Source organism: Knoellia sp. p5-6-4 (genome assembly GCF_029222705.1).
Lineage (GTDB): Bacteria > Actinomycetota > Actinomycetes > Actinomycetales > Dermatophilaceae > Pedococcus_A.
Map to the genome: position 1 here is coordinate 2,331,759 of NZ_JARGZF010000001.1, position 22,199 is coordinate 2,353,957.

At 72.5% G+C, this 22,199-nt stretch carries 16 protein-coding genes, 1 pseudogene and 1 riboswitch; of the genes and pseudogenes, 8 read left to right on the forward strand and 9 right to left on the reverse strand.

Translation table 11 applies throughout. The features are described from left to right. Nucleotides 1-2: 2 nt before the first annotated feature. Nucleotides 3-1,574 carry an ABC transporter substrate-binding protein gene (locus P2F65_RS11350; protein ID WP_275807121.1) on the reverse strand — a complete coding sequence of 524 codons (1,572 nt, stop codon included), beginning with the start codon at nt 1,572-1,574 and terminating at the stop codon, nt 3-5. A 293-nt stretch (nt 1,575-1,867) separates the two neighbouring features. Between P2F65_RS11350 and P2F65_RS11355 the strand changes: the two genes are divergently transcribed. From P2F65_RS11355 to P2F65_RS11365, 3 genes are read left to right on the forward strand one after another with little or no spacing between them, the layout of a single operon-like run. Then, nucleotides 1,868-5,275: a cellobiose phosphorylase gene (locus P2F65_RS11355; RefSeq protein WP_275807123.1), complete on the forward strand. Its 3,408-nt coding sequence runs from the start codon at nt 1,868-1,870 to the stop codon at nt 5,273-5,275. Continuing rightward, the gene (locus tag P2F65_RS11360; protein ID WP_275807126.1) at nt 5,272-7,437 is read left to right on the forward strand and encodes a glycoside hydrolase family 3 N-terminal domain-containing protein; all 2,166 of its coding nucleotides are present in this window, start codon (nt 5,272-5,274) and stop codon (nt 7,435-7,437) included. Before P2F65_RS11355 ends, P2F65_RS11360 begins: the two co-directional genes overlap by 4 nt. Before the next feature lie 12 nt (nt 7,438-7,449). Then, nucleotides 7,450-9,864, forward strand: a complete 2,415-nt coding sequence (locus P2F65_RS11365; RefSeq protein WP_275807128.1) for a beta-galactosidase — start codon at nt 7,450-7,452, stop codon at nt 9,862-9,864. A 32-nt stretch (nt 9,865-9,896) separates the two neighbouring features. Here P2F65_RS11365 and P2F65_RS11370 read toward each other — a convergent pair whose 3' ends face one another. Further along, nucleotides 9,897-10,649, reverse strand: a complete 753-nt coding sequence (locus tag P2F65_RS11370; protein WP_275807131.1) for an SDR family NAD(P)-dependent oxidoreductase — start codon at nt 10,647-10,649, stop codon at nt 9,897-9,899. Beyond that, nucleotides 10,646-11,389 carry a hypothetical protein gene (locus tag P2F65_RS11375; RefSeq protein WP_275807134.1) on the reverse strand — a complete coding sequence of 248 codons (744 nt, stop codon included), beginning with the start codon at nt 11,387-11,389 and terminating at the stop codon, nt 10,646-10,648. The genes P2F65_RS11370 and P2F65_RS11375 overlap by 4 nt, the downstream gene beginning before the upstream one ends. A gap of 107 nt (nt 11,390-11,496) precedes the next feature. Here P2F65_RS11375 and P2F65_RS11380 point away from each other — a divergent pair, with 107 nt between their 5' ends. Then, entirely contained in the window at nt 11,497-11,898 is a 402-nt protein-coding gene (locus tag P2F65_RS11380; protein ID WP_275807137.1) for a PGPGW domain-containing protein, read from the forward strand. Nucleotides 11,899-11,953: 55 nt separating this feature from the next. After that, the gene (locus tag P2F65_RS11385) at nt 11,954-13,156 is read left to right on the forward strand and encodes an MFS transporter (protein WP_275807140.1); all 1,203 of its coding nucleotides are present in this window, start codon (nt 11,954-11,956) and stop codon (nt 13,154-13,156) included. On the opposite strand, the gene P2F65_RS11390 is transcribed toward P2F65_RS11385, so the two are convergent. Next, nucleotides 13,126-14,472 carry a deoxyribodipyrimidine photo-lyase gene (locus P2F65_RS11390; RefSeq protein WP_275807141.1) on the reverse strand — a complete coding sequence of 449 codons (1,347 nt, stop codon included), beginning with the start codon at nt 14,470-14,472 and terminating at the stop codon, nt 13,126-13,128. The two genes, P2F65_RS11385 and P2F65_RS11390, sit on opposite strands and share 31 nt — an antisense overlap. 19 nt (nt 14,473-14,491) lie before the next feature. On the opposite strand from P2F65_RS11390, the gene P2F65_RS11395 reads away from it, so the two are divergent. Both P2F65_RS11395 and P2F65_RS11400 read left to right on the forward strand, forming a co-directional pair. Next, nucleotides 14,492-15,187, forward strand: a complete 696-nt coding sequence (locus P2F65_RS11395) for a metal-dependent transcriptional regulator (RefSeq protein ID WP_275807144.1) — start codon at nt 14,492-14,494, stop codon at nt 15,185-15,187. A 148-nt stretch (nt 15,188-15,335) separates the two neighbouring features. Continuing rightward, nucleotides 15,336-15,530, forward strand: a riboswitch (cyclic di-AMP (ydaO/yuaA leader). A 3-nt stretch (nt 15,531-15,533) separates the two neighbouring features. Continuing rightward, on the forward strand, nt 15,534-16,265 hold the full coding sequence (locus P2F65_RS11400; RefSeq protein ID WP_275807147.1) for a C40 family peptidase: 732 nt from the start codon (nt 15,534-15,536) through the stop codon (nt 16,263-16,265). Nucleotides 16,266-16,373: 108 nt separating this feature from the next. On the opposite strand, the gene P2F65_RS11405 is transcribed toward P2F65_RS11400, so the two are convergent. Continuing rightward, entirely contained in the window at nt 16,374-17,090 is a 717-nt protein-coding gene (locus tag P2F65_RS11405; protein WP_275807151.1) for a DUF305 domain-containing protein, read from the reverse strand. Between the two features lie 69 nt (nt 17,091-17,159). Between P2F65_RS11405 and P2F65_RS11410 the strand changes: the two genes are divergently transcribed. Continuing rightward, nucleotides 17,160-17,840 carry a DsbA family oxidoreductase gene (locus P2F65_RS11410; RefSeq protein WP_275807154.1) on the forward strand — a complete coding sequence of 227 codons (681 nt, stop codon included), beginning with the start codon at nt 17,160-17,162 and terminating at the stop codon, nt 17,838-17,840. A 20-nt stretch (nt 17,841-17,860) separates the two neighbouring features. On the opposite strand, the gene P2F65_RS11415 is transcribed toward P2F65_RS11410, so the two are convergent. The 4 genes and pseudogenes from P2F65_RS11415 to P2F65_RS11430 form a co-directional block, all read right to left on the reverse strand. Beyond that, nucleotides 17,861-18,934 carry an ionic transporter y4hA gene (locus P2F65_RS11415; protein WP_275807157.1) on the reverse strand — a complete coding sequence of 358 codons (1,074 nt, stop codon included), beginning with the start codon at nt 18,932-18,934 and terminating at the stop codon, nt 17,861-17,863. A gap of 93 nt (nt 18,935-19,027) precedes the next feature. Continuing rightward, entirely contained in the window at nt 19,028-19,378 is a 351-nt protein-coding gene (locus P2F65_RS11420) for a DUF3817 domain-containing protein (RefSeq protein WP_275807160.1), read from the reverse strand. A gap of 93 nt (nt 19,379-19,471) precedes the next feature. Beyond that, complete coding sequence (locus P2F65_RS11425; RefSeq protein ID WP_275807163.1) at nt 19,472-19,891, reverse strand: CBS domain-containing protein; 420 nt, start codon at nt 19,889-19,891, stop codon at nt 19,472-19,474. A gap of 111 nt (nt 19,892-20,002) precedes the next feature. Next, nucleotides 20,003-21,717 (reverse strand): annotated as a pseudogene (locus P2F65_RS11430) (alpha-glucosidase). Between the last annotated feature and the right edge of the window lie 482 nt (nt 21,718-22,199).

Genomic DNA, 22,199 nt, shown 5'->3' on the forward strand with positions numbered 1-22,199 from the left:
CGTCAGCTGTCCGAGCCCGGCGCGCGCAACCGCGTCAGGATCAGCAGGCGGTCATCGGCGGGCTGTGCGTAGGGGTCCTCCTCACTGGGCCAGCCGACTGCCTTGTCGCTGCGGTAGATGATGCGCGCGGGGGCGTAGACCAGCGAGGTCACGGGGTACTTCGTCATCATCGTCTCGACGAGGTCACCCACCAGGCGCTTCTGCTCCTCGGGGTCGATCGCCGCGCTGAGCTCCTTCACCGTGGCGTCGGTCTGCGGGTCCTTCCAGCGCTGCACGTTGGGCAGGATCTCGGTCTTGGTCGGGATCTGGTTCGAAGCGAGCTTGGCGCCGAGGTTCTTGGCGACCTCGCAGCCACCGTGGAGGTACTCGAGCATCATCTGGTAGTCGCCCGACTTCTTCTGGGCATCGACGGACTCCGGCGCGGTGGCGACGACCTTCGACGTGACGCCGACCTCGTTGAGGTTGCGCACGATGACGTCGGCAGTGGCCTGGTAGTCGATCCAGCCGGCCTGCACGGTGAAGGTGAGGTTGAGCGGCTGGCCGTCAGGGGTCGTCCGCTTGCCGTTCGCGCCCTTCTTGTAGCCGGCGGCGTCGAGCATCTGGTTGGCCTTGGCCGCGTCGAACGCCGTGACGGTCTCCTGCTTGGCCAGCTGCTCGGGCAGCAGCTTGGCGGCCAGGGGCAGCTTCAGACCGGTCTGGCTGGCCGGCTTCATGATGCCGTAGGTCGCCTTGTCGGAGATCTCCTGACGGTTGATGGCGGGGGCGATGGCCTCGCGGAACTTCGCGTCGTCGAACGGCTTCTTCTCGACGTTGGGGCTCAGGACCGTCGTGCCGTTGGGCGCGTAGTAGAAGTGGTTGTTCTTGGGGTCGGCGTCGACGAACGAGCGCTTCGGGTTGGGGATCTCGCCCCAGTAGGCGTCGAGCTGGCCGGAGCGCAGCTTGAGCGAGGCCTGCGCGGCGTCGTACTGGCCCTCGAGCACGAGCTGCTGCACCTTGACCTTGTCGGCCTGCCAGTAGTCGGCGTTGCGCTGGAGCACCAGGCGGCGGCCGTTGTAGCTGCCGACGGTGAAGGGACCGGTGCCGACCGGCTTCTTGTCGATGTACTTCGATGGGTCGCCCACCGACCCGTAGACGTGCTCGGGGAGCATCTGCAGCTTGACGAGCTCGTCGAACTTGGGAGCGGCGTTGCCGCCGAACGCGATCACGACCTTGTTGCCCTCGGCGGTCACCGAGGTCGCCGCGGCGCCGAACGTGTCGGTCCACAGGCCCGCCCGGTCGATGCCCGGGTACTGCTTGCCGAGGTTGAGGGTGAAGGCGACGTCCTTGGCGGTGAACGGCTTGCCGTCGCTCCACTTCACGCCGTCACGGATGGTGAAGGTCAGGCCCTTGGCGCCGTCGGTCCACTCGAAGTCGCTGGCCAGCCAGGGCGTGATCTCGCAGGAGAGGCCGTTGCGGATCATGAGGGGCTCGTAGAGCCACGTCTTCGTCAGCGCGTTGGGGGAGTAGGGGTTGTAGTCGACGAGACCCCCGATCGTGTTCGGCGCGTCCGAGGGGAAGGTCAGCTGCTTGATCATGCCGCCGCCTCCACCGGATCCTGCCTGCTGGGCGTTGGAACCGCCCTGACAGGCCGCGAGTCCGAACGATGCGCACACCGCGACCGCGACAACCGAAAAGCGCTTAGTCACCATTGACTTGACCTCCGTGGTGGGAATTTCCCGCCACCCTAGGAGCGCCGATGAAAGCGCTGTCAATGGTCTTGACCATGAAAGTACTTTCATGAGCACGATTCGTGCTTGGGACTGAGTTTCATTTATTTACAGTGGTTTCCGGCATGGGCAGGCGCCGAGGCCGCTGCTATACAACTCGGGTGGTCACTCCCCAGACAGCATCCCTGACGGGTTCGCGACACGCAGTCTCCAACGACGCCGGCCTGCGCGCCGTCTTCACCGACACCGCCGGTCTCGCCCGGTTCGACGCCGGCGACGTGAGCCTGCTGATGTACCCCTCGGGCGAGCTCGAGTCCGGCCCGGCCAACCTGTTCCTGCGCCGGCTCGACGCCGGTCGCGCGCGGTTCGTGCCCCTCCTCGGGCCCGAGAGCCCGAGCCGGGTCGACTGGTCCGCCGAGGGCCCGGTCGTCCGCGGCGTGTGGGGCGGGCTGCGGTATGCCGCCGCATTCCGGTTGGACCAGAGCTCGCCGCGGTGGTCGTGGTGCGTCGAGGTCGAGAACTCCACGGGTGTGGAGACGACCGTCGACGTGGTGCACACCTTCGACCCGGCGCTGGCGCCGTGGCGCGCCGTGCGCACCAACGAGTTCTACGTGAGCCAGTACCTCGACCTCACCCCCGTCGTGACGCGGCACGGGACCGCGCTGGCCGTGCGCCAGAACATGCCTGGACCCGTCGTGCCGTGGATGGTGCTGTGCTCCCTGCGCGAGGGCTCGTCGTGGGCCACCGACACGCTCCAGCTGGTCGGCGACCGCGCGAGCGGAGGGCACTTCCGCGCGCTCGAGGAGGCACTGCTGCCGGGCATGAGGCTGCAGCACGAGCACGCCCTGGTCGCCCTGCAGGACGCACCGGTCACCCTGGCGCCGGGGGCGCGGCACACCACCGGCTTCGCCGGGTCGTTCGTCGCCGACCACCCTTCTGCCACGGGGCCGGACGACGCGGCGGTGGCCGAGCAGGCCGTGTCGGCGGCGCTGGCCTCGCGCACTGCATCGGGGGAGGGCGGCGACCACCAGGACGGCGAGCCGCGCGGTTCCCTGTTCTCGCAGTCGCCGGTGCTGCCGCCGCGTGAGCTCGACGACGACCGCCTCGACGCCTTCGCCGGCGCGAGCGAACGGCTCCACGTGGAGCGAGACGACGACGGTGCGCCGCTGGCGTGGTTCACGGCCGAGGGCACCCACGTCGTCACCGTCGCGAAGGAGCGCCGGGTGCTGCGGCCCCACGGGCACATCCTGCGCACCGGCGACACCCTGGTGCCCGACACCGCGACGCTGACCTCCACCGCCTGGATGGGTGGCACGTTCCACTCGCAGGTGACCCGCGGGCACGTGGGCCGCGACCGGGTCCTGTCGACCCGTCGCGGCTACCTCGGACTGCACCGCGCCCACGGCCTGCGCGTCTTCGTGGAGGACCCCGACTCGCCGACCGGCTGGGGCCTGCTGGCCACGCCGAGCGCCTGGGCGGTCTCGCCCCAGGAGTGCCGGTGGCTGTACGCCGCGCCGTGGGGGACCCTCGAGGTCACCGCCGCGGCGCGCACCGGCACCGACGAGCTGCGGCTCGGGGCCCGGTTCGTCGAGGGACAGCCGCGTCGCCTGCTCGTCGTGCTCAACATTGCGGCGGACGACGACGGGCACGACCCGGCCCCCGTCGACGTCTCGACGACCGGGGACGGGGTGCGGGTGCGCAGCGAGGACGGGCGGGCGCTGGACCTCGAGGTCCGCCGGGGCTCGCTCGAGGCGGTGGACCGCGACGGTCCGCTGTTCACCGACGGCCACTCGCGCGGCCTGCCGTGGGTCAGCCTCTCGACGGCGGCCACGGCCGAGCTCGACCTGGCCCTCACGGTGCCCGTGGCCGCCCCCGAGCGGGAGGACCGGGCAGCAGACCAGCGCCACCTGGGGGACGCGTGGGACGACGCCGTGCCCCACGGCATACGGCTCACCGCGCCGGAGGCGTCGGAGCTGGCCGGCGAGGTTGCGCGGCTGGACGCGGTGCTGCCGTGGTTCGCGCAGAACGCCCTGGTGCACTACCTGTCGCCGCGTGGCCTCGAGCAGTACTCCGGTGGGGCGTGGGGCACCCGCGACGTCTGCCAGGGGCCGGTCGGCATCCTCACCGCGCTGGCGCGCACCACGGAGCTGCGCGAGGTGCTGCTGCGCGTGCTGCGGGCCCAGAACGCCCGTGGTGACTGGCCGCAGGCCTTCGAGTTCCTCCCGCCCCTGCCGAGCGCAGGCCAGCACGACTCGCACGGCGACGTGGTGTTCTGGCCGTTGCTCGCCGTCGGTGACTACCTCCAGGGCACGGCCGACGCCTCGCTGCTGGGGGAGCGGCTGCCCTTCGTCGGTGACGATGGCGTGACCCCGGCCGCGCCGGTGCTCGACCACCTGCGCCAGGCGCTCTCGCGGATCCGGGACATGCGGGTGCCCGGCACACCCCTGCCGGCGTACGGCCACGGCGACTGGAACGACTCGCTCCAGCCGGCCGACGCGTGGCTGGCGGCCCGCATGGTCTCGACGTGGACGACCGTGCTGCTCGTGCAGTCGCTGCGCTCCCTCGCCGCCGGGCTGCGCTCGTGCACCGGTGCCCACGCCGCCCACCACCCTGGAGAGGTCGCTGCCCTCGCCGACGAGGCGGCAGGCATGGCCGACGCGGCGCACGAGGCCCTCACCTCCGAGCTCCTCGTCGACGGCGTGCTGCCCGGCTACGTGGTGCTCCACGGCGCCGACCGCGAACCGCTCGTGCACCCGCGCGACACGCGCACCGGGCTCACCTACGGCGTCCTGCCGTGGATCCACGCGATCAGCAGCGACCTGCTCGCACCCGACGACGCTCGCCACCACCTCGCCCTGCTGCGTGAGCACCTGCTGGGGCCTGACGGCGCGCGCCTGTTCGACCGTCCGGTCGCCTACTCCGGCGGGCCGATGCACGTCTTCCAACGCGCGGAGTCGAGCACCTTCTGGGGCCGGGAGATCGGCCTGATGTACATGCACGCGCACCTGCGCTACGCCGAGGCGTTGGCCCGCGTCGGCGAGGCCGAGCAACTGTTCGAGGCCTTCATGCTGGCCAACCCCGTGGGGGTGACCGGGCGGGTGGCGCAGGCGCGACCGCGGCAGAGCACGACCTACTACTCCTCCTCCGACGGCGTCTTCGCCGACCGCCACGACGCCTCCGAGCGCTACGACGACCTGATGCGTGGCGACGTGCCCCTCGAGGGCGGTTGGCGGGTCTACTCCTCCGGCCCGGGGCTCTTCCTGCGCCTGCTCACCGAGACGGTGCTCGGGGTGCGCGTGCGCGGCGACCGCGTCGAGGTCGACCCCGTGCTCGACCCCCGCCTGGACGGCCTCACCGTGCGTATGCCGTTGGGGGACAAACGCGTCGAGATCACCTTCGGGGTGGGGCGGCAGGGCCACGGGGTGGCCCGCCTCGCCGTCGACGGCCGCGAGCCGGACTCGACTCCGCTGGCAAACCCCTACCGCCGGGGCGGTGTCTCCGTGGCCTTCGCCGACCTGGCGGAGTCCTCGCCTGACGGCACCATCACCCTCACCGTGGAGACCGCATGACCGCGCAGGACCGTCCCTGGCTCGATGCCACCCTCCCCGTTTCCGAACGGGTCGACGCGCTCCTGGCCCGGATGACGCTGGAGGAGAAGGTCGGCCAGACCCACCAGGTGGCCAACATCCACCCCGACGACGACGCAGCGCTGCTGCGCCGGGGCAGCATCGGCTCCAGCCTCTTCGCCAGCGGCGCCACCGGTGGCAACGAGCGCGACGAGGGAGTGCTGGCCTACAACATCGACGCCGCCCAGCGGCACGCCGTCGAGGACAGCCGCCTCGGCATCCCCGTGCTCTTCGGCCGCGACGTGATCCACGGCCACCGCACAGTGTTCCCGATCCCGCTGGGGCTGGCCTCGGCGTGGGACGAGGAGCTGGCCGAGCAGGTGGGGCAGATCGCGGCCCACGAGGCGGTCGTCGACGGGGTGGCGTGGACCTTCGCCCCCATGGTGGACATCTCCGAGGAGCCCCGGTGGGGGCGCGTCGCCGAGTCGCTCGGTGAGACGCCGGTGCTCAGCGGGCGGCTCGCCGCCGCGCTGGTGCGCGGGTTCCAGGGCGACGATCCCGGCCATCCCGACCGGATCGCCGCCTGCGCCAAGCACTTCGCGGGCTACGGACTCGCCGCTGGTGGCCGCGACTACGACACCGTCTCGGTCGGCGAGAACACCCTGCGCAACCTGCACCTGCGCCCGTTCAAGGCCGCGGTCGACGCGGGCGTCGAGACCGTCATGGCGGCGTTCAACGACGTCGACGGCATCCCGATGCACGCGCACCAGCACCTGCTGCGCGACGTGCTCAAGGGCGAGTGGGGGTTCGAGGGCCTCGTCGTGGCCGACTGGAACGGCGTCGGGCAGCTCGTGAACCAGGGCGTCGCGGCCGACCTGCGCGACGCGACGCGCCAGGCGATCGAGGCCGGGGTCGACCTCGACATGTGCTCCGGCGGCTACTCCGCCCACCTGGCCGACCTGGTGCGGGACGGCGAGGTCGCCGAGGAGCTGGTCGACGACGCGGTGCGCCGCATCCTGACCGTGAAGTTCCGGCTCGGCCTGTTCGTGCGGCCCTACGCCGGCGAGCCGACCCGCAGCAACGCCCCCACGGCACAGACGCGCGCGGTGGCGCGGCGGGCGGCGCACGCCGCGCACGTGCTGGTCTCCAACAACGGCGTCCTGCCGCTTCGCCCCGACTGCGGCGCCGTCCACCTCAGCGGGCCGTTCGCCGAGGAGGGGGAGGCCCTGCTCGGCACCTGGACCCTTGACGGCCGCGGAGAGGACGTCGTGAGCCCTGCCGCCGCCTTCCGGGAACGACTCGGCGCTGACCGGCTTCTCGTCAGCGACGGCCGGTTCAGCGACCGCTCCGTGCAACAGGTGCGGGGCGCCGACGTCACGGTGGCGGTCATCGGCGAGCACTCCTGGCGCTCGGGGGAGGCGAACTCGGTGAGCGACATCGGCCTGCCTGCGGGACAGCTCGACGCCCTGCGGCAGCTCTCGCGGCTCGGCAAGCCTCTGGTCGCCGTCGTCTACACCGGCCGGCCACTCGAGCTGGGCGACGTGATGGACGTCGCCGACGCCGTGCTCGTCGTCTGGCACCCCGGCGTCGAGGCCGGAAACGCGTTGGCGGACATCGTCTTCGGTGACGTCACCCCGCATGGCCGCCTGCCGATGAGCTTCCCGCTGACGACGGGCCACATCCCCACGAGCACGCACCAGCGACCCACCGGGCGGCTCATCGAGCAGCACGAGGACGCGCGGCACGGCCGCTACCTCGACGACCTGGTCTTCCCCCGGCTGCCCTTCGGGCACGGGCTGTCCTACACGACCTTCGACCACGGCGAGCCCCGGCTGTCGGCGCAGCGGCTGGCGCGCTCCGGTGGCGGCGTGCAGCTCCAGGTCGACGTCACCAACACGGGCGACCGCCCGGGTCGCGAGGTGGTCCAGCTCTACTTCCGCGACCCGGTCGCCGAGGTCACCCGCCCCCTGGTCGAGCTCACCGACTGGGCTGTGCTCGACCTCGCTCCGGGCGAGAAGGGGACAGCCGAGTTCACCATCACCGCAGACCAGTTCGCCTACTTCGGGCGGGACAACACGGCCCGCGTCGACGCCGGCGAGGTCGTCCTCCAGGTGGGGCCCAATGCCCTCACCGGCGCCCGGGCCACCCTGACCCTCACCGACTGAGAGAAGAGCCCCATGATCGAGTACCGCGCCAAGCAGCTCCTCATCGACGGCGAGCCCCGGGTGGTGATGGCCGGCGAGGTCCACTACTTCCGGGTCGCCCGCGAGGAGTGGGAGCAGCGCATCCTGCTGCTCAAGGAGGCGGGCTGCACCGCCGTCGCCTCCTACATCCCCTGGCTGTTCCACCAGCTGCCCGACGGCAGCATCGACGTCGGCGGCACCACGCGGCCCGAGCGCGACGTGGCCGCCTTCATCGACCTCTGCCGCGAGCACGGCCTCTGGTTCATCGCCCGGCCGGGCCCGTTCGTCATGGCCGAGCTGAAGAACGAGGGCCTGCCCTACCGGCTCTACACCGAGCACCCGGAGATCGTCCCCACCGGCTGGGACGGCGCGCCGGCACCTTCGCGCACCGTCGACTACCTCGCGCCCGCCTACCTCACCGAGTGCGAGCGCTGGTATGCCGCGATCATGCCGCTGCTCGCGGAGCGCCTCCAGCCGCGGGGCGGCAACGTCATCGCGGTCCAGCTCGACAACGAGATCGGCATGCTGGCGTGGGTCACCAACACGCCCGACCTCACCGAGCACCTCGTCGCCGACTTCGGCCAGTGGGTGCGCGCCCGGGGTGAGGCCGAGGCCGACAGCGGCCGCACGGCATACCCGGTCGAGCCCGGCAGCCCGGCGTGGGCCGAGGCGGTGCGGTCGCCGCAGGAGGCGTGGGCTGGTGCGCTGCGGGTCGACCTCGCGCGGTTCATGCGCGACCGGTTCCGCCGCTACGTCGAGACGCTGCGCGCCATGGCCGAGCGCGGTGGCGTCGAGGGGGTGCCCTTCCTCGTCAACATCCATGGCACCGAGGGCGGCAGCGGTGAGTCGTTCCCCATCGGCATCAGCCAGCTGGTCGAGACGTATGCCGGCGTGCCCGGCGTGCTCTCCGGGTCCGACCACTACATGGGCGACATGACCATGGCGACGACGACCGACCTCTACGTCATCAACGCCTTCATGGACGCCGTGCACGACCTCGACCAGCCCACCACGTCGCTGGAGTTCGAGGCGGGGTCGGGTGACTACGGCGGCGGGCTCGACCAGCAGTACGACCCGGCGTCGGTGGACCTCAAGACGAGACGCTCCGTGGCGCAGGGGAACCGGCTCATCAACTACTACCTCTTCGCCGGCGGGATCAACCCGCACCTCGACGAGCCGGTCGGCGACGGCAACGACCGGATCAGCTTCACGGGGGAGCGGCACGGCACCGCGGCGCCCGTCGGCCCGGAGGGGCAGCGCGGGATGACCTACGCCAGCACCTCGGCCGCGGTGCACGCGGTCAACGTCCACGAGCGCTGGCTGGCCCGCATGCGCGAGGACCACGACCCCGTGCAGCTCGGCTTCGTGCTCGACCACTACGCCACGGAGTACCACCACACCGGCAGCCCGCTCATGGAGGAGGTCGTCGCCGACCTGCGCGCCCACCGTGGCGCGGGCCAGCGGCGGGCGCTGGTGCGGTCACTGCTGCTCGACGGCTACCGCTTCCCGGCCGTGCACCTGCAGCGCGACGAGCCCGCCGGTGTCGTGCTGCTCGCCACCGGACGGCACCTCGGTGAGGACGTGCAGCAGCGGCTGGTGCGCCACGTGCAGGGCGGCGGTGGGCTGCTGCTGCTCGGCCGGCTGCCAGACCGCGACCTGCAGGCCCGGCCGTGCACCGTGCTGGCCGACGCGCTGGGGCTCAAGGCCGGTGAGGTCGTCCGCGACACTGGGCACTTCTTCCCCTCGGCAGTCGCCCGGGGATGGGCCGCCCCGTGGCCCGAGACCCGGGTCGGCTGGCGCCAGGAGCTGGTGCCGTCGAGCGGTGACGTCGTGCTCACCGACGTCACCGGCGCCGTGTGCGGGGTCGACGTGCCCCTAGGCGAGGGCCGAGCTGTCGTGCTGACCGCCGAGCTGCCCTCCAGCCCAGTCCTGTTCGGCAGGGCGATGGGGCGGCTCGGCGTGCAGCCGGGCCTGGCCGTGCGGGCCGACGTGCCGGGTGTCTTCGCCACGACGACCTCGACCGACGACGGCCAGCGGCTGCTGCACGTCACCAACACCACGGGTCACCGGCCGGCCGTCGACCTGACGCTGGACGGCGAGCCGGTCAACCACGGCGTGCCGCTGCGGGTGCCGCCGCGCAGCGGCCACATGCTCGCCCTCGGTCTCGAGACCGGCCTCGGCCGCGTCGAGTGGGCGAGCGCGGAGCTCGCCGAGGTGGGCACCGACCGGCTGGTCTTCCACCCGGGGCTCGGCCACGAGGAGGACGAGGCCGGCACCGTGGTCGTCCTCTCCGGCTGCGCCCCCGTCCGACCCGACGCGGCCCACGTCGTCGAGCAGGACGGAGACCGCCAGGTGGTGCGCACCGTGCCCGGCGCGGCCCCCGAGCGCCTGTTCATCCGCTTCGCCTGAGCGCCGGCGGAACTTGCCGCCGGGGGAGTGGGTCAGGGCTCGCGGTGCACCTTGTGGGGCGCTGCCTGCACCCGCGGCTTGATCACCAGCAGGTCGACGTTGACGTGGGCCGGGCGCGTCGCCATCCAGACGATCGCGTCGGCGACGTCGTCGGCGACGAGCGGCTGGGGCACACCGGCATACACGGCCTCAGCGCGCTCCCGGTCGCCGCGGAACCGGGTCACCGAGAAGCCCTCGGTGCGCACCATGCCGGGCGCGATCTCGGTGACCCGCACCCGCTGGTCGACCAGCTCGAGGCGCAGGGTCTCGGTCATCACGGCCAGGGCGTGCTTGGCGGCGGTGTAGCCACCGCCTCCCTCGTATGCCGTGCGGCCGGCGATCGAGCCGACGTTGACGATGACCCCCTCACCGCTGGCCTTGAGGGCCGGCAGCAGGGCCTGGGTGACCTGCAGGGTGCCGATGACGTTGACCTCGTACATCGCCCGCCAGTCCTCGACCCGGGCCTCCTCGACCGACTCGAGGCCGAAGGCGCCGCCGGCGTTGTTGACGAGCACGTCGAGCCGGTCGCCCACAGCGTCGGCGAGGCGCTGCACGTCGGCGGGGTCGGTCACGTCGCACACGACGGCCACGCCACCGATCTCGTCGGCCAGGGGTTCGATGCGCTGCGGCCGGCGGGCGGCGCAGACCACCTCGAAGCCGGCGGCGGCCAGCTGGCGGGCGGTGGCCTCGCCGATACCGCTGCTGGCGCCGGTGACGACGGCGGTCTTCCTGGGGGCGGCGCTCACGGGGTGCTCCTCGGGTTGTCCCGGACGGGCCGGACGGCGGCGGGGTCGATGGCGATCCAGGTGGCGTCGGCGTGCGCGAGCAGCGCGCCGTTGGCGGCATACAGGGCGGTGCCGCACCAGTGCTTGCGGCCCTCGCTGCCGCGCGCCCAGGCCATCACCACGTGCTCCTCGCCGACCACGGGGAGGCGGTCGACCTCGGCGGTCATGGTGCCGAGCACCATCGGGCGCCCGCCGACGCCGAGGGCCCACGCGCCGGGGCAGTCGAGCGCCGCCCACACGATCTCGGTGGTCGCCTCGGTGGGCACCCAGGCGGCGGCGTGCACGCCCTCGCGGCCGGGCAGGGGGCCGGGACGCAGGCAGAGGGCGTCGCCGGGGTCGCGCTCGGTGCCGCACGAGAAGCAGGTGGGGAACGGGTGGTCGTGCAGCCCGGCATACGACTGCGCGACCGACGCCGCCTCGGCAAAGGGGACGGGGGTCGGCAGCCCGGAGCGGGTCCGGGCGGGGGCCGGCTGGCCCGAGGCCACCGGCACGGCGCCGTCGGCGACCTCGACCACGCCGGCCTCGCCTCGAAGCACCTCCATCGGGTGGTCGAGCGGCGGAGGGGTGCGCAGTCGCACGGAGACCGCGGGGAGCTCCTCGCTCGTTCGCACCAGCGTGGCCAGGTGCCCGCTGGTCCACCCCCCGTTGCCGGACTCGGGCGGGCCGCAGAACCGCGCGGGAACGGTGAAGGTCTCGGTCACGCCGCCGACGCTAGCCAACGCCGCGGGGCCGCGCTCAGGTGGCTCACAGGAACACCCCCCACCATGGGGGGTCGGCCACTGCCTCCACCCACCCCTTCGGGAGCCACATGCACCACCCCTCACTGCCGCCGCGCGCCCAGCGCCTGCTCAGCCGCGTCGACGCCTGGTCGAGCCGTGGGCGGGTGCGCGCGATGACGGTGCGCGTCGGCGTGACGGTGCTCGGCCCGCTCGTGGTGCTGGCCGGGCTGGCGATGCTCGTACTCCCGGGGCCCGGGCTGGTCGTCATCGCGCTCGGCCTCGCCCTGCTCGCGCTCGAGCACGACTGGGCCCGCCGGGTGCTGCATGTCGGCGGTCGCGGCCTCTCCCGTGCCCGCCGGGCGGCCCTCCCTGCGGGCAGTTCGCGCGGGCGCCGGGCGCTGGGCGTCCTGGCCACCGGCGGCGTGCTCGTCCTGACCACCGCCCTGACCGCTGCTGCCACGACCTACCTCGGCTCGATGACGCTGCTCTGACCCCGGCCGGCAGGTCGGCGGACCCCGGTGCGCCGCCGAGGGCGACAATGGCGCGGTGCCCGTCGCCGAGGAGTCCTTCCGCCTGAGCCGGATCGCCGTCCCGGCCTTCGGGCCGACGGTGCTGGCCTCGCTCGGCCACGGCGCCGTCCTGCCCGTCCTCGCCCTGACGGCCCGCGACCTCGGCGCGTCGGTGGGGATGGCGGCGCTGACGGTCGCGCTGCTCGGGGTGGGGCAGCTCGCCGCGGCCCTCCCGTCGGGGGCGCTCGCGGCGCGCATCGGCGAGCGGCGGGCGCTGATGGTGGCGGCCGTTGTCGAGGGCGCCGCAATGACGGCGGCGCTGTTCGCCGGAACGGTCTGGGTCCTGGCCGCGGCGGTGCTGGCCCTGGGCATGGCCGGGGCCCTGTTCAACCTCGCCCGGCAGGCCTACCTGACCGAGGTGGTGCCGGTGTCGATGCGGGCTCGGGCGCTCTCCACGCTCGGCGGCGTGCACCGCATCGGCCTTTTCGTGGGTCCCTTCGTGGGCGCCGCGGTGGTGTCGTGGTGGGACCTCAGGGCTGCGTATGCCGTGGCCGTCGCGGCGAGCGCCGCCGCCTTCCTCCTCGTGCTGGTGCTGCCCGACCTGACGGCGGGCCACGAGCGCGCGGCGGCGGCCGGCCCGCGCCGCTCGGTGCGCTCGGTGCTCGTCGAGCACCGGCGCACCCTCGTGACGCTGGGGTCGGGTGTCCTCACCATCGCCGCCGCCCGCGGCGCCCGCACGTCGCTGCTGCCGCTGTGGGCCGAGCACATCGGGCTGAGCGCCACCGACACCGCACTGGTCTTCGGCATCGCGGGCGGGCTCGACATGCTGCTCTTCTACCCGGCCGGCGCGGTGATGGACCGCTTCGGCCGGGTCTGGATCGCTGTGCCCACGGTCGTCGTGCTCGGCGTCGGCATGGCGGCCCTCCCGCTCACGTCGTCGATGCCGTCCCTCACGGTCGTGGCGCTCCTCATGGCGCTGGGCAACGGCATCGGGTCGGGCATCGTCATGACGCTCGGCGCCGACGCGGCGCCACCGGACGCTCGTCCGCAGTTCCTGGGCGGCTGGCGACTCTTCGTCGACTCCGGCATCGCCGGGGGACCGCTGCTGGTCAGCGCGATCACGGTCGTCGCACCGCTGGCCGCGGCCTGCGTGGTGCTGGGCGGCGTCGCCCTCGCCGGCGGCGCCTGGCTCGCCCGCTGGGTGCCGCACTACGACCCGGTGCGGCGGGCCTCCTCGTAGCGGCGCAGGGCCTCCTCGCGCTCGGCCCGGTGGTCGACGATCCGCTCCGGGTAGCCCTGCGCGTAACCGTCGTCGTGCTCCCACGGTTCGTGGGCGGCCTTGCCCTTCAGGTGGCGCAGTTCGGGCACCCACCGCCGCACGTAGTCACCGGCCGGGTCGAACTTCAGGCCCTGGCTGACCGGGTTGAACACGCGGAAGTACGGCGCCGCGTCGGTGCCCGTGCCGGCCACCCACTGCCAGCCGTGGTTGTTGCTGGCGATGTCGCCGTCGCGCAGGTGGGCGAGGAAGTGCCGGGCGCCCTCCGGCCACCAGATGTGCAGGTCCTTGACGAGGAAGCTGGCGGTGATCATCCGCACCCGGTTGTGCATCCACCCCTCGGCGAGCAGCTGCCGCATGCCGGCGTCGACCATCGGGTAGCCGGTCTCGCCGCGCTGCCACGCCTCGAGGGGCTTGCGCGCCCGTGAGTACCTCATCGACGACAGGGCCGGCTTGAGGTCGTGCCAGGCCGACTCCGGGTGGTGCCACAGCACGTCCGCGTAGAACTCCCGCCAGCACAGCTCGTTGGTGTAGGTACGCGCCGCCGTCGAGCGCGCCCCCTCGTGCGCGGCGATGTCGGCCAGCAGGGTGCGCGGGTGCAGCTCGCCGTACTTCAGCGGCACCGACATCCGGCTGGTGCTGTCGAGGTCGGGCCGGTCGCGCTCGCCGTCGTAGTCGCCGAGGTGCTGGTCGAGCCACCGCCTCCAGCGGCGCCGGGCGGCCTCCTCGCCCGCGCCGTCGAGGGCCGGCCCCTCCGGGAGGCCCTCGGAGTCGGCGCGCGCCCAGCGCAGCCCGCGCGGCATGGGGGCGGGGGCCGGCCAGCCGTGCGCCCGCCACGCCTTCGAGAACGGCGTGAAGACCTGGTATGCCGTGCCGTCCGCCTTCGTCAGCGTGCCCGGCCCCACGGCATACGGCGTGCCGGTGGCCACCAGCGAGCGGCCGTCGCGCTCGAGGCGGCGGCGGACCCGCTCGTCGCGGCGGCGGCCGTAGGGCGTCGACTCCGCGGTGACGTGCACCGTCTCTGCGCCCACCTCGTCGGCGACGGCCGCGACGACCTGCTCGGGCCGGCCCCGCCGCACCACGAGGTGGCCGTCCATCGCGTCGTCGAGGGCGCGCAGCGAGGCGAGCAGGTGGTCGCGCCGCGGGGTGGCCCGGTCGACGAGCCGCGGGTCGAGCACGAACAGCGGCAGCACCGAGTCGCCGGCGTCGGCTGCTGCCGTCAGGGCGGGGTGGTCGCGCATGCGAAGATCACGTCTCACCCACACGACGGTGACGGTCATGAATGAGAGGCTAGGGGCTGTGACGGACCTGATCGACACGACCGAGATGTACCTGCGGACGATCTACGAGCTCGTCGAGGAGGGCATCGTCCCCCTCCGTGCCCGGATCGCCGAGCGTCTCGGCCACTCGGGTCCGACCGTGTCGCAGACCGTGGCCCGCATGCAGCGCGACGGCCTGCTGACCCTCTCGGGCGACCGCCACCTCGAGCTCACCGACGAGGGCCGGCTCATCGCCACCAGGGTCATGCGCAAGCACCGCCTGGCCGAGCGCCTCCTGGTCGACGTCATCGGCCTGGAGTGGGAGTACGTCCACGAGGAGGCGTGCCGCTGGGAGCACGTCATGTCCGAGCGGGTCGAGCGCAAGATCCTGGCCATGATCGGCGACCACCGCGAGTCGCCCTACGGCAACCCCATCCCCGGTCTCGACGAGCTCGGCGAGGAGCCCAACGAGGAGTTCCGGGTGGGGGTCAAGAGCCTGGCCGAGCTGGCCCTGCCCGACACCGCGACGGTCCTGGTGCGGCGCATCGGCGAGCCGGTGCAGGTCGACCACGAGGCGCTCAGCCTGCTCACCTCGGCGGGCCTGCTCCCCGGGCAGCGCGTCGACGTCCGCCGCGAGGACGGGCGCGTCATCGCCGTCCGGGAGGGCGCTGCGGAGTCGACCGGCGTCTCGCTGCCCCACGACGTCGCCCAGCACGTCTTCGCCGCGGTCGTCTGAGCTTTTCCGGCCCCGGTGGGGGTCCTTGGGTGCGTTCTCCTGCTGTTGCATGAACTCGCCGTGACCGCAGTGTGACTTTCGGTTTGCCCGTTGTGTACCGTGTCGGGGTCCTCCACCCCCGGGAGGACGGCTCGAAGCGGATCGCCTAGTCCTGTCACCGCCGAGGGTCTCAGCACACCGCTTGGCAGGAGCGGGGGACCCACTTCTGGGCGGCCCTGGTGCCGTCCTCGGGGTGAAGCCCTCACCGCGAGCGCCCGCTAGGACGGGTGGCAGACGGCAAGGGCCGGGTGAAACCAACCTCCACCCGAACCCGACAGCTCACCTCGTAGGCGCTGGAGGTTCAACCGTGTCACATCACGCTGGGCGCCACCGTGCGCAAGGCCGTTTCAACCCCCTGTCCGAGCTGACCGACATCGTCGCGAAGTCCGCCGAGCCGGCCGTCAAGACCTCGGCCGTCCTCGCCGCCTCCGGTGGCCTCGTCGCCGCGTTCGCGATCCCCTCGCAGGCCGCGCCGGCCGAGAAGCCCAAGACCGGCTCGGTCGCCGCACCGGTGGCGGTCAAGGCACCCGAGGCCGCTGCGCCGGTCGCCCAGGACGCCTTCGGCGTCATCGGCTTCACGGCCACCGCGAAGCCCGAGCCGAAGCCGGCGCCCCGCCCGGAGCCCGCGCCCGAGCCGCAGCCGCAGTCGGAGCGCACCGAGCAGGCCGCCAGCCGCTCGGTCGAGCGGGCGCCGCTCAAGCCCGCAGCGGGCGGCATCCTCGGGATCGCCGCGCAGTACCAGGGCATCATGTACCGCTACGGCGGCACGTCGCCCGAGACCGGCTTCGACTGCTCGGGATACACGCAGTACGTCTTCCGCCAGATCGGGATCGACCTGCCCCGCACCGCCGAGGAGCAGCGCCAGGCGGTGACGCCGGTCTCCGACCCGCAGCCGGGCGACCTCGTGTTCTTCGGCGCCCCCGCCCACCACATGGGCATCTACGCCGGGGACGGCAAGATGTGGGACTCCCCGCGCACGGGCAAGGCTGTCGACCTGCGCGACATCTGGTCCTCCGACGTCACCTACGGGCGTCCCTGACGGCCGACCTCCACGACGCCTCGCGAAACCGCCGACGGCCCCCGACCACGTGGTCGGGGGCCGTCGCGTCCGCCCGGACGGAGACGCCGCGCAGGTCCTCGTTCGCTCCTAGTTCGCGCGCTTGTCCTTCATGGCCTTCATCTGGGCGATCTCGGCGGTCTGGGACTCGATGATGGACTGCGCCAGCTTCTTCGCCTCGGCGTTGGCGCCCCTGTCGAGCTCGGTGCGGGACATGGCGATCGCTCCCTCGTGGTGCTCGATCATCATGACCAGCCACATGCCCTCGAACCCGATGCCCTCGATCGCGTCGAGGTCGTCGAGCTCCTGCTGGCTCATCATCCCCATGCCGGAGTGGCCCATGTGGCCGCCGCCCTCGGGCACCGGCTGGCCCCATCCGGCCAGCCACCCCGACATCTGGTCGATCTCCGGCTTCTGGGCGGCCTTGATCGCCCTGGCGAGCGCGACGAAGTCGTCGGTCCCACCGTGGGCGAGCGCCATGTCGGCCATGACCAGGGCCTGCTGGTGGTGCGGGACCATGCCCGCGGCGAAGTCGATGTCGGCCTGGTTGTGGGGTCCGGCGGCGGGGGTGCCGGCGGTGGCCGAGCCGGTCGCGCCGGGAGCGCGCGTCGTCGCCTGGCCGCTGGGGGAGCGGCCGGCCGTCCGCGTGGTCGACGACATCATCGCGCCGTGGTCGCCCATGGGCGTCGTGTCGCCGTCCCCGCAGGCGGCCAGGACGGTGGCGGCGGCGATCACGACGACCACCGAGGCGGCAGACCGCCGTGCGTGCCGCGGCTGGGGCAGGTGGGTCCGGAGCGGTGGCTTCATGCCGTCATCGTAGGCAGGAGCGTCCTTTGGCCCCGGGCCCGACCCGCGCGTCCGTGTGAGGATGGGCCCATGAGCGAGGTGGAGATCGAGGTGTGGGTGGACGTCGTCTGCCCGTGGTCCTACATCGGCAAGCGGCGGCTCGAGCAGGCCATCGCGGAGAGCGCCCAGCCGTCCGAGGTGACGGTGACCTACCACGCGTTCGAGCTGGACCCTGGCAAGCCGGCCGGTGAGGGCGTCCTGGTCGTCGAGCGGCTGGCTCACCGGCACAGCACCAACCTCGACGAGGCCCGGCGCATGGTCGAGCGGGCCGCGATCATCGGCCGGCCCGACGGCATCGACATGGACATCGACGCCCAGGTCGACGCCAACTCCTTCGACGCCCACCGCCTGGTGGCACTGGGCCTGGTGCAGGGCGGCCCCGCTTTGCAGGCGGCGGTGCTCGAGCGCCTGTTCAGCGCCCACTTCAGCGAGGGCAAGTCGATCGACGACCACGAGGCCTTGCAGCGGCTCGCGGGCGAGGCCGGTCTCGACGGGCGCCGGGTCGCAGCCGTGTTGGCCGGGCGCGACTACGCCGACAAGGTGCGCGCCGACGAGCAGGAGGCTGCCGAGCTGGGCGTCACCGCGGTCCCGTTCTTCGTCGCAAACCGCCAGGTCGCCCTGACCGGTGCACACTCGGTCGAGGTGCTCGGCAAGCTCATCACCGCTGCCCTCGAGGGCGAGCACGAGCCGGCCGGCCAGTCCTCGATCTGACCGCGCGACCCGGCTCCGGCTCAGGGGGCGATGGCGAGGAACACGAAGGCGGCCAGCAGCACGAGGTGCACGCCGCCCTGCAGCCGCGTCGCCCGTCCGGGCACGACGGTCAGCACGCTGACCACCACGGTGAGGGCGAGCAGCACCATCTGGGTCGGGCCGAGGCCCAGCAGCAGGGGTCCGTCGAGCCAGATCGTGGCGACGGCGATGGCGGGGATGGTCAGGCCGATGCTGGCCATGGCCGAGCCGAGCCCGAGGTTGAGGCTGGTCTGGAGGCGGTTGCGGCTCGCGGCGCGCACCGCTGCCAGCGTCTCGGGTGCCAGCACCAGGAGCGCGATCACGACACCGACGAAGGACTGCGGCAGCCCGGCCGCGGCAACCGCCGACTCGATCGCCGGCGACTCGACCTTGGCCAGGCCGACCACCGCCACCAGCGAGAGCAGCAGCAGGCCGAGGCTGGTGTACGCCTCACGGTTCGTGGGCGGCTCTGCGTGCTCGTCGTCGAGCGGCTGGCCTTCGGCGGAGACCGGGAGGAAGAAGTCGCGGTGGCGCACCGTCTGCGTCGAGACGAACATGCCGTAGAGGGCGAGCGAGGCCACCGCGGCGAACGTCAGCTGGGCGCCCGAGAACTCCGGGCCGGCTTCGCTAGTGGTGAAGGTCGGCACCACCATGGTCAGGACGGCGAGCGTCGTCACCGTGGCCAGTGCGGCGCCGGCGCCCTCGGCGTTGAAGGTGACCAGCCCGTGGCGACGCGCCCCGACGAAGAGGCTGAGGCCCACGATGCCGTTGCAGGTGATCATCACGGCGGCGAAGACGGTGTCACGCGCCAGCGAGGAGGTGTCCTTGCCGCCCGAGATCATCAGGGTGACGATGAGCGCCACCTCGATCACGGTCACCGCCACCGCGAGGACGAGCGACCCGAACGGCTCCCCGACCCGGTGCGCCACCACCTCCGCGTGGTGCACCGACGCCAGCACCGCGGCGGCGAGCAGGGCCGCCACGACCACCACGATGGGGGTGTTGAGACCGCGTCCCCAGGTCAGCGCCAGGGCGACGAGGGCACCGAAGGGCGCCAGGGTCGTCCAGGTGAGCATTGGGCTGGTCGTTCGCGCGGCCATGCCTCAGCATTTCAGACGAGGCCGGTATGCCGGGTGGCCGGCCGGCTGGGGTCGGGGTGCTACCGCGTGTTACAGCGCTCGCGAGTACCCCGAACCGCGGAGGGGGTGGCGGGTGCTCGGCCCGAGCCTGCCGGTCCGCGCGGCCCAGACCTCGAAGGCAGCGGTCGCGAACGGCGGCACGGCGGCGACCAGCCCGAGCAGGAGCGTGCCCCACGACCAGCGGCGGGCCCGGGCGACCGCCAGGGTGAGCAGGCCGTAGAGCACGAAGATCCCGCCGTGGATCGGGCCGAACACCTTCACGCCCAGCTCGCCGGCGTCCGTCAGGTACTTGGCGTACATGCCCGCCAGCAGCCCCGCCCAGGAGACCGCCTCGGCGAAGGCGACGACACGGAACAGGGTGATGAGGCGGGAGGAACGCATGGACACAGAGGGTAGGCCGGGTGGCGGCGGACACGGAAAACCGGCCCGGGCGCACGGTGGCGGCGAGCCGGCATACCGGGCAGTGCGTGGCGGTCAGGGTCGGGCGAAGACGTGCTCCACGAACTTGCTCAGGTGGGCGTCGTCGAGGTGCTGCGCGAGGTCGGCCTCGCTGATCATGCCCACGAGCCGGTGGTCCTGGATCACGGGCATGCGCTTGACCTGCTCGCGGCCCATGAGGTCGACGATGGCCTCCATGTCGGTGTCGGCCTCGACGTAGGTGACGTGGCCCTGCGCGAGCTCCGCGGCGGTGCACGAGCCGAGGTCCTTGCCCTCCGCCACCGCCTTGATGACGATGTCGCGGTCGGTGATGATCCCGTGCAGCTTCTGGTCGTTCCCGCAGATCGGCAGGGCGCCGACGCCCAGGTCGCGCATCATCTGCGCGGCCTCCAGCAGGGTCTGGTCCTCACCGATGCAGGTCGCACCGGTGTGCATGATGTCTCGAGCCGTCGTCATGAGGCCTCCTCGGTTGTGGTGAGGGGCGCGCCGGCCGGTGGTCGTGGCGCCAGCCGGTACGGCGGTCGCCCACCTTCCACTGAACACCCGGGCCGGGGCACCGGCAACCCGTCACCGGGTGCGGCGCAGCACCCGCGCCTCCCACGGCCGCAGCACGAGCGGCCCGGGCGCCGGGGTGGAGGGCTCCGGGTGGGTGCCGAGCACGAGCTCGGCCGCCGCCCACCGCTCGGCCTCGGGCAGGCCCTCGACGGGGTGCTGGTGGCTGCTGAAGTTGGCCACCACCAGCAGGGTCGTCTCGCCGAGGGAGCGGGTGAACGCGTAGAGCACCGGGTCGTCCGGCAGCAGCATGGTGAAGGTGCCCTCGGCCACCACGGGGTCGGTGTGGCGCAGCTCGATGAGCCGTCGGTAGTGGTGGAACACCGAGTCGGGGTCGGCCAGCGCCTGCCCGGCGTTGACCTCCCGGTGGTTGGGGTGCACCGGGAACCAGGGCGTGCCGGTGGTGAAGCCCGCGTGCCGGGAGGTGTCCCACTGCACGGGGGAGCGGGCGTTGTCGCGGCTGCCGAGCCGCAGGGCGTCGAGCACCTCCTCGACGAGCAGGCCCTGACCGGTCGCCGCCGCGTAGTAGTTGAGCGACTCGATGTCCTTGAACGAGCTGGCGTCGGCGAAGGGCACGTTGGTCATGCCGAGCTCCTCGCCCTGGTAGACGTAAGGCGTCCCTCGGTGCAGGTGCAGCACGGTGCCGAGCAGCTTGGCGGACTCGACGCGGTGCTGGCCGTCGTCACCGAAGCGCGAGACGGCGCGCGGCTGGTCGTGGTTGTTCCAGTAGAGGCTGTTCCAGCCGACCTCGGCGAGGCCCTCCTGCCAGCGGCCCAGCGAGGCCTTGAGGTCGACGAGGCTGAGCGGCCGCCGGTCCCACTTGTGGTCGCCGTGGTCGAGGCCGACGTGCTCGAACTGGAAGACCATGTCGACCTCGCGACGGGCCGGGTCGGTGAAGAGGACGGCCTCCTCGACGGTGACGGCCGGCATCTCGCCGACGGTGAGCAGCGAGTCCTTGCGGCCCTCGAAGACCTCGCGGTGCATCTCCTGGAGGAACTCGTGGATCCGCGGCCCGCAGATGTAGAAGGGCGAGCCGTCACCCCAGGGGCCGGGGCCGATGAGCGGGCCGTCGCGCAGTGGCAGGTCCTTGGAGATCATGTTGATGACGTCCATCCGGAAGCCGTCGACGCCGCGGTCGAGCCACCATCGCATCATCGCGTAGACCGCCTGGCGCACCTGCGGGTTCTCCCAGTTCAGGTCGGGCTGCTTGCGCGAGAACAGGTGCAGGTAGTACTCGCCGCTCTCCTCGTCGAGCTCCCACGTGGAGCCGCTGAAGAAGGAGTGCCAGTTGGTGGGCTCGGCCCCCGGGACGCCGGCCTTCATCCCCTCCCGCGGCGGGCGCCACCAGTACCAGTCGCGCTTGGGCGAGTCCTTCGACGAGCGCGACTCGACGAACCAGGGGTGCTCGTCGGAGGTGTGGTTGACCACGAGGTCCATGACGATCCGTATGCCGCGGGCGTGCGCCTGCTCGACCAGCTCGTCGAAGTCCTCCAGTGTGCCGAACGTCGGGTCGATGTCCTGGTAGTCGCTGATGTCGTAGCCGTTGTCGTCCTGCGGCGAGGCGTAGATGGGCGACAGCCAGGCACGTCGATGCCGAGGGTCGCGAGGTAGTCGAGACGCCGGATGACGCCGCGCAGGTCGCCGATCCCGTCGCCGTCACTGTCCTGGAAGCTGCGCGGGTAGACCTGGTAGACGACGGCGGAGTGGAACCATGGGCGCTCGGCTGGCATGCAGAGCAGTCTCCCGAAGGAGCGCGGCGGGCGCGAGCCGCGTCTCAGGCGCGGGGCCAGGTCTCACCGGCTGCCCTCGTGTCAGCCGTGCGCCAGGAACCCTCCGTTTACTGGATCTGCCGATGAGCGCGCGTGGCGTCCTCCTAGCCGTGGTGGTTGGCTGTCTGGGGTGGTCGGTGGCGTACGACCGAGCCCACCCACCGCACGACCTGTTGACCATCCCGCCAGACCCTGCAGTCCCCCCGTGGGTGATCGGAGTTGCCGCGTTCGTGCTGGGGATGGCGGGCGTGTGGTGGGCAGCACGACGGCTCGGAACGCCCCGCTGACTCCAGCCTTGGGCGCTCCGTTTCGTCCCCTCATGGCACCCCTTTAGGTCAAGACACCGCGGGGACGAGGGTTCTAGGCTTGCTGGTGGCGGGTCCGGGAAGTGGCTTGTCCGAAGAGCCGGTGTTGGGCTGTGAGCCGGTCGCGCTGGAGTCAGA

Coding starts and splice junctions, on each gene's coding strand:
- P2F65_RS11350 (WP_275807121.1), bottom strand. CDS start 1,574: ATGATCAAGCAGCTGACCTTCCCCTCGGACGCGCCGAACACGATCGGG.
- P2F65_RS11360 (WP_275807126.1), top strand. CDS start 5,272: ATGACCGCGCAGGACCGTCCCTGGCTCGATGCCACCCTCCCCGTTTCC.
- P2F65_RS11365 (WP_275807128.1), top strand. CDS start 7,450: ATGATCGAGTACCGCGCCAAGCAGCTCCTCATCGACGGCGAGCCCCGG.
- P2F65_RS11380 (WP_275807137.1), top strand. CDS start 11,497: ATGCACCACCCCTCACTGCCGCCGCGCGCCCAGCGCCTGCTCAGCCGC.
- P2F65_RS11390 (WP_275807141.1), bottom strand. CDS start 14,472: ATGACCGTCACCGTCGTGTGGGTGAGACGTGATCTTCGCATGCGCGAC.
- P2F65_RS11405 (WP_275807151.1), bottom strand. CDS start 17,090: ATGAAGCCACCGCTCCGGACCCACCTGCCCCAGCCGCGGCACGCACGG.
- P2F65_RS11410 (WP_275807154.1), top strand. CDS start 17,160: ATGAGCGAGGTGGAGATCGAGGTGTGGGTGGACGTCGTCTGCCCGTGG.
- P2F65_RS11415 (WP_275807157.1), bottom strand. CDS start 18,934: ATGCTCACCTGGACGACCCTGGCGCCCTTCGGTGCCCTCGTCGCCCTG.
- P2F65_RS11420 (WP_275807160.1), bottom strand. CDS start 19,378: ATGCGTTCCTCCCGCCTCATCACCCTGTTCCGTGTCGTCGCCTTCGCC.
- P2F65_RS11425 (WP_275807163.1), bottom strand. CDS start 19,891: ATGACGACGGCTCGAGACATCATGCACACCGGTGCGACCTGCATCGGT.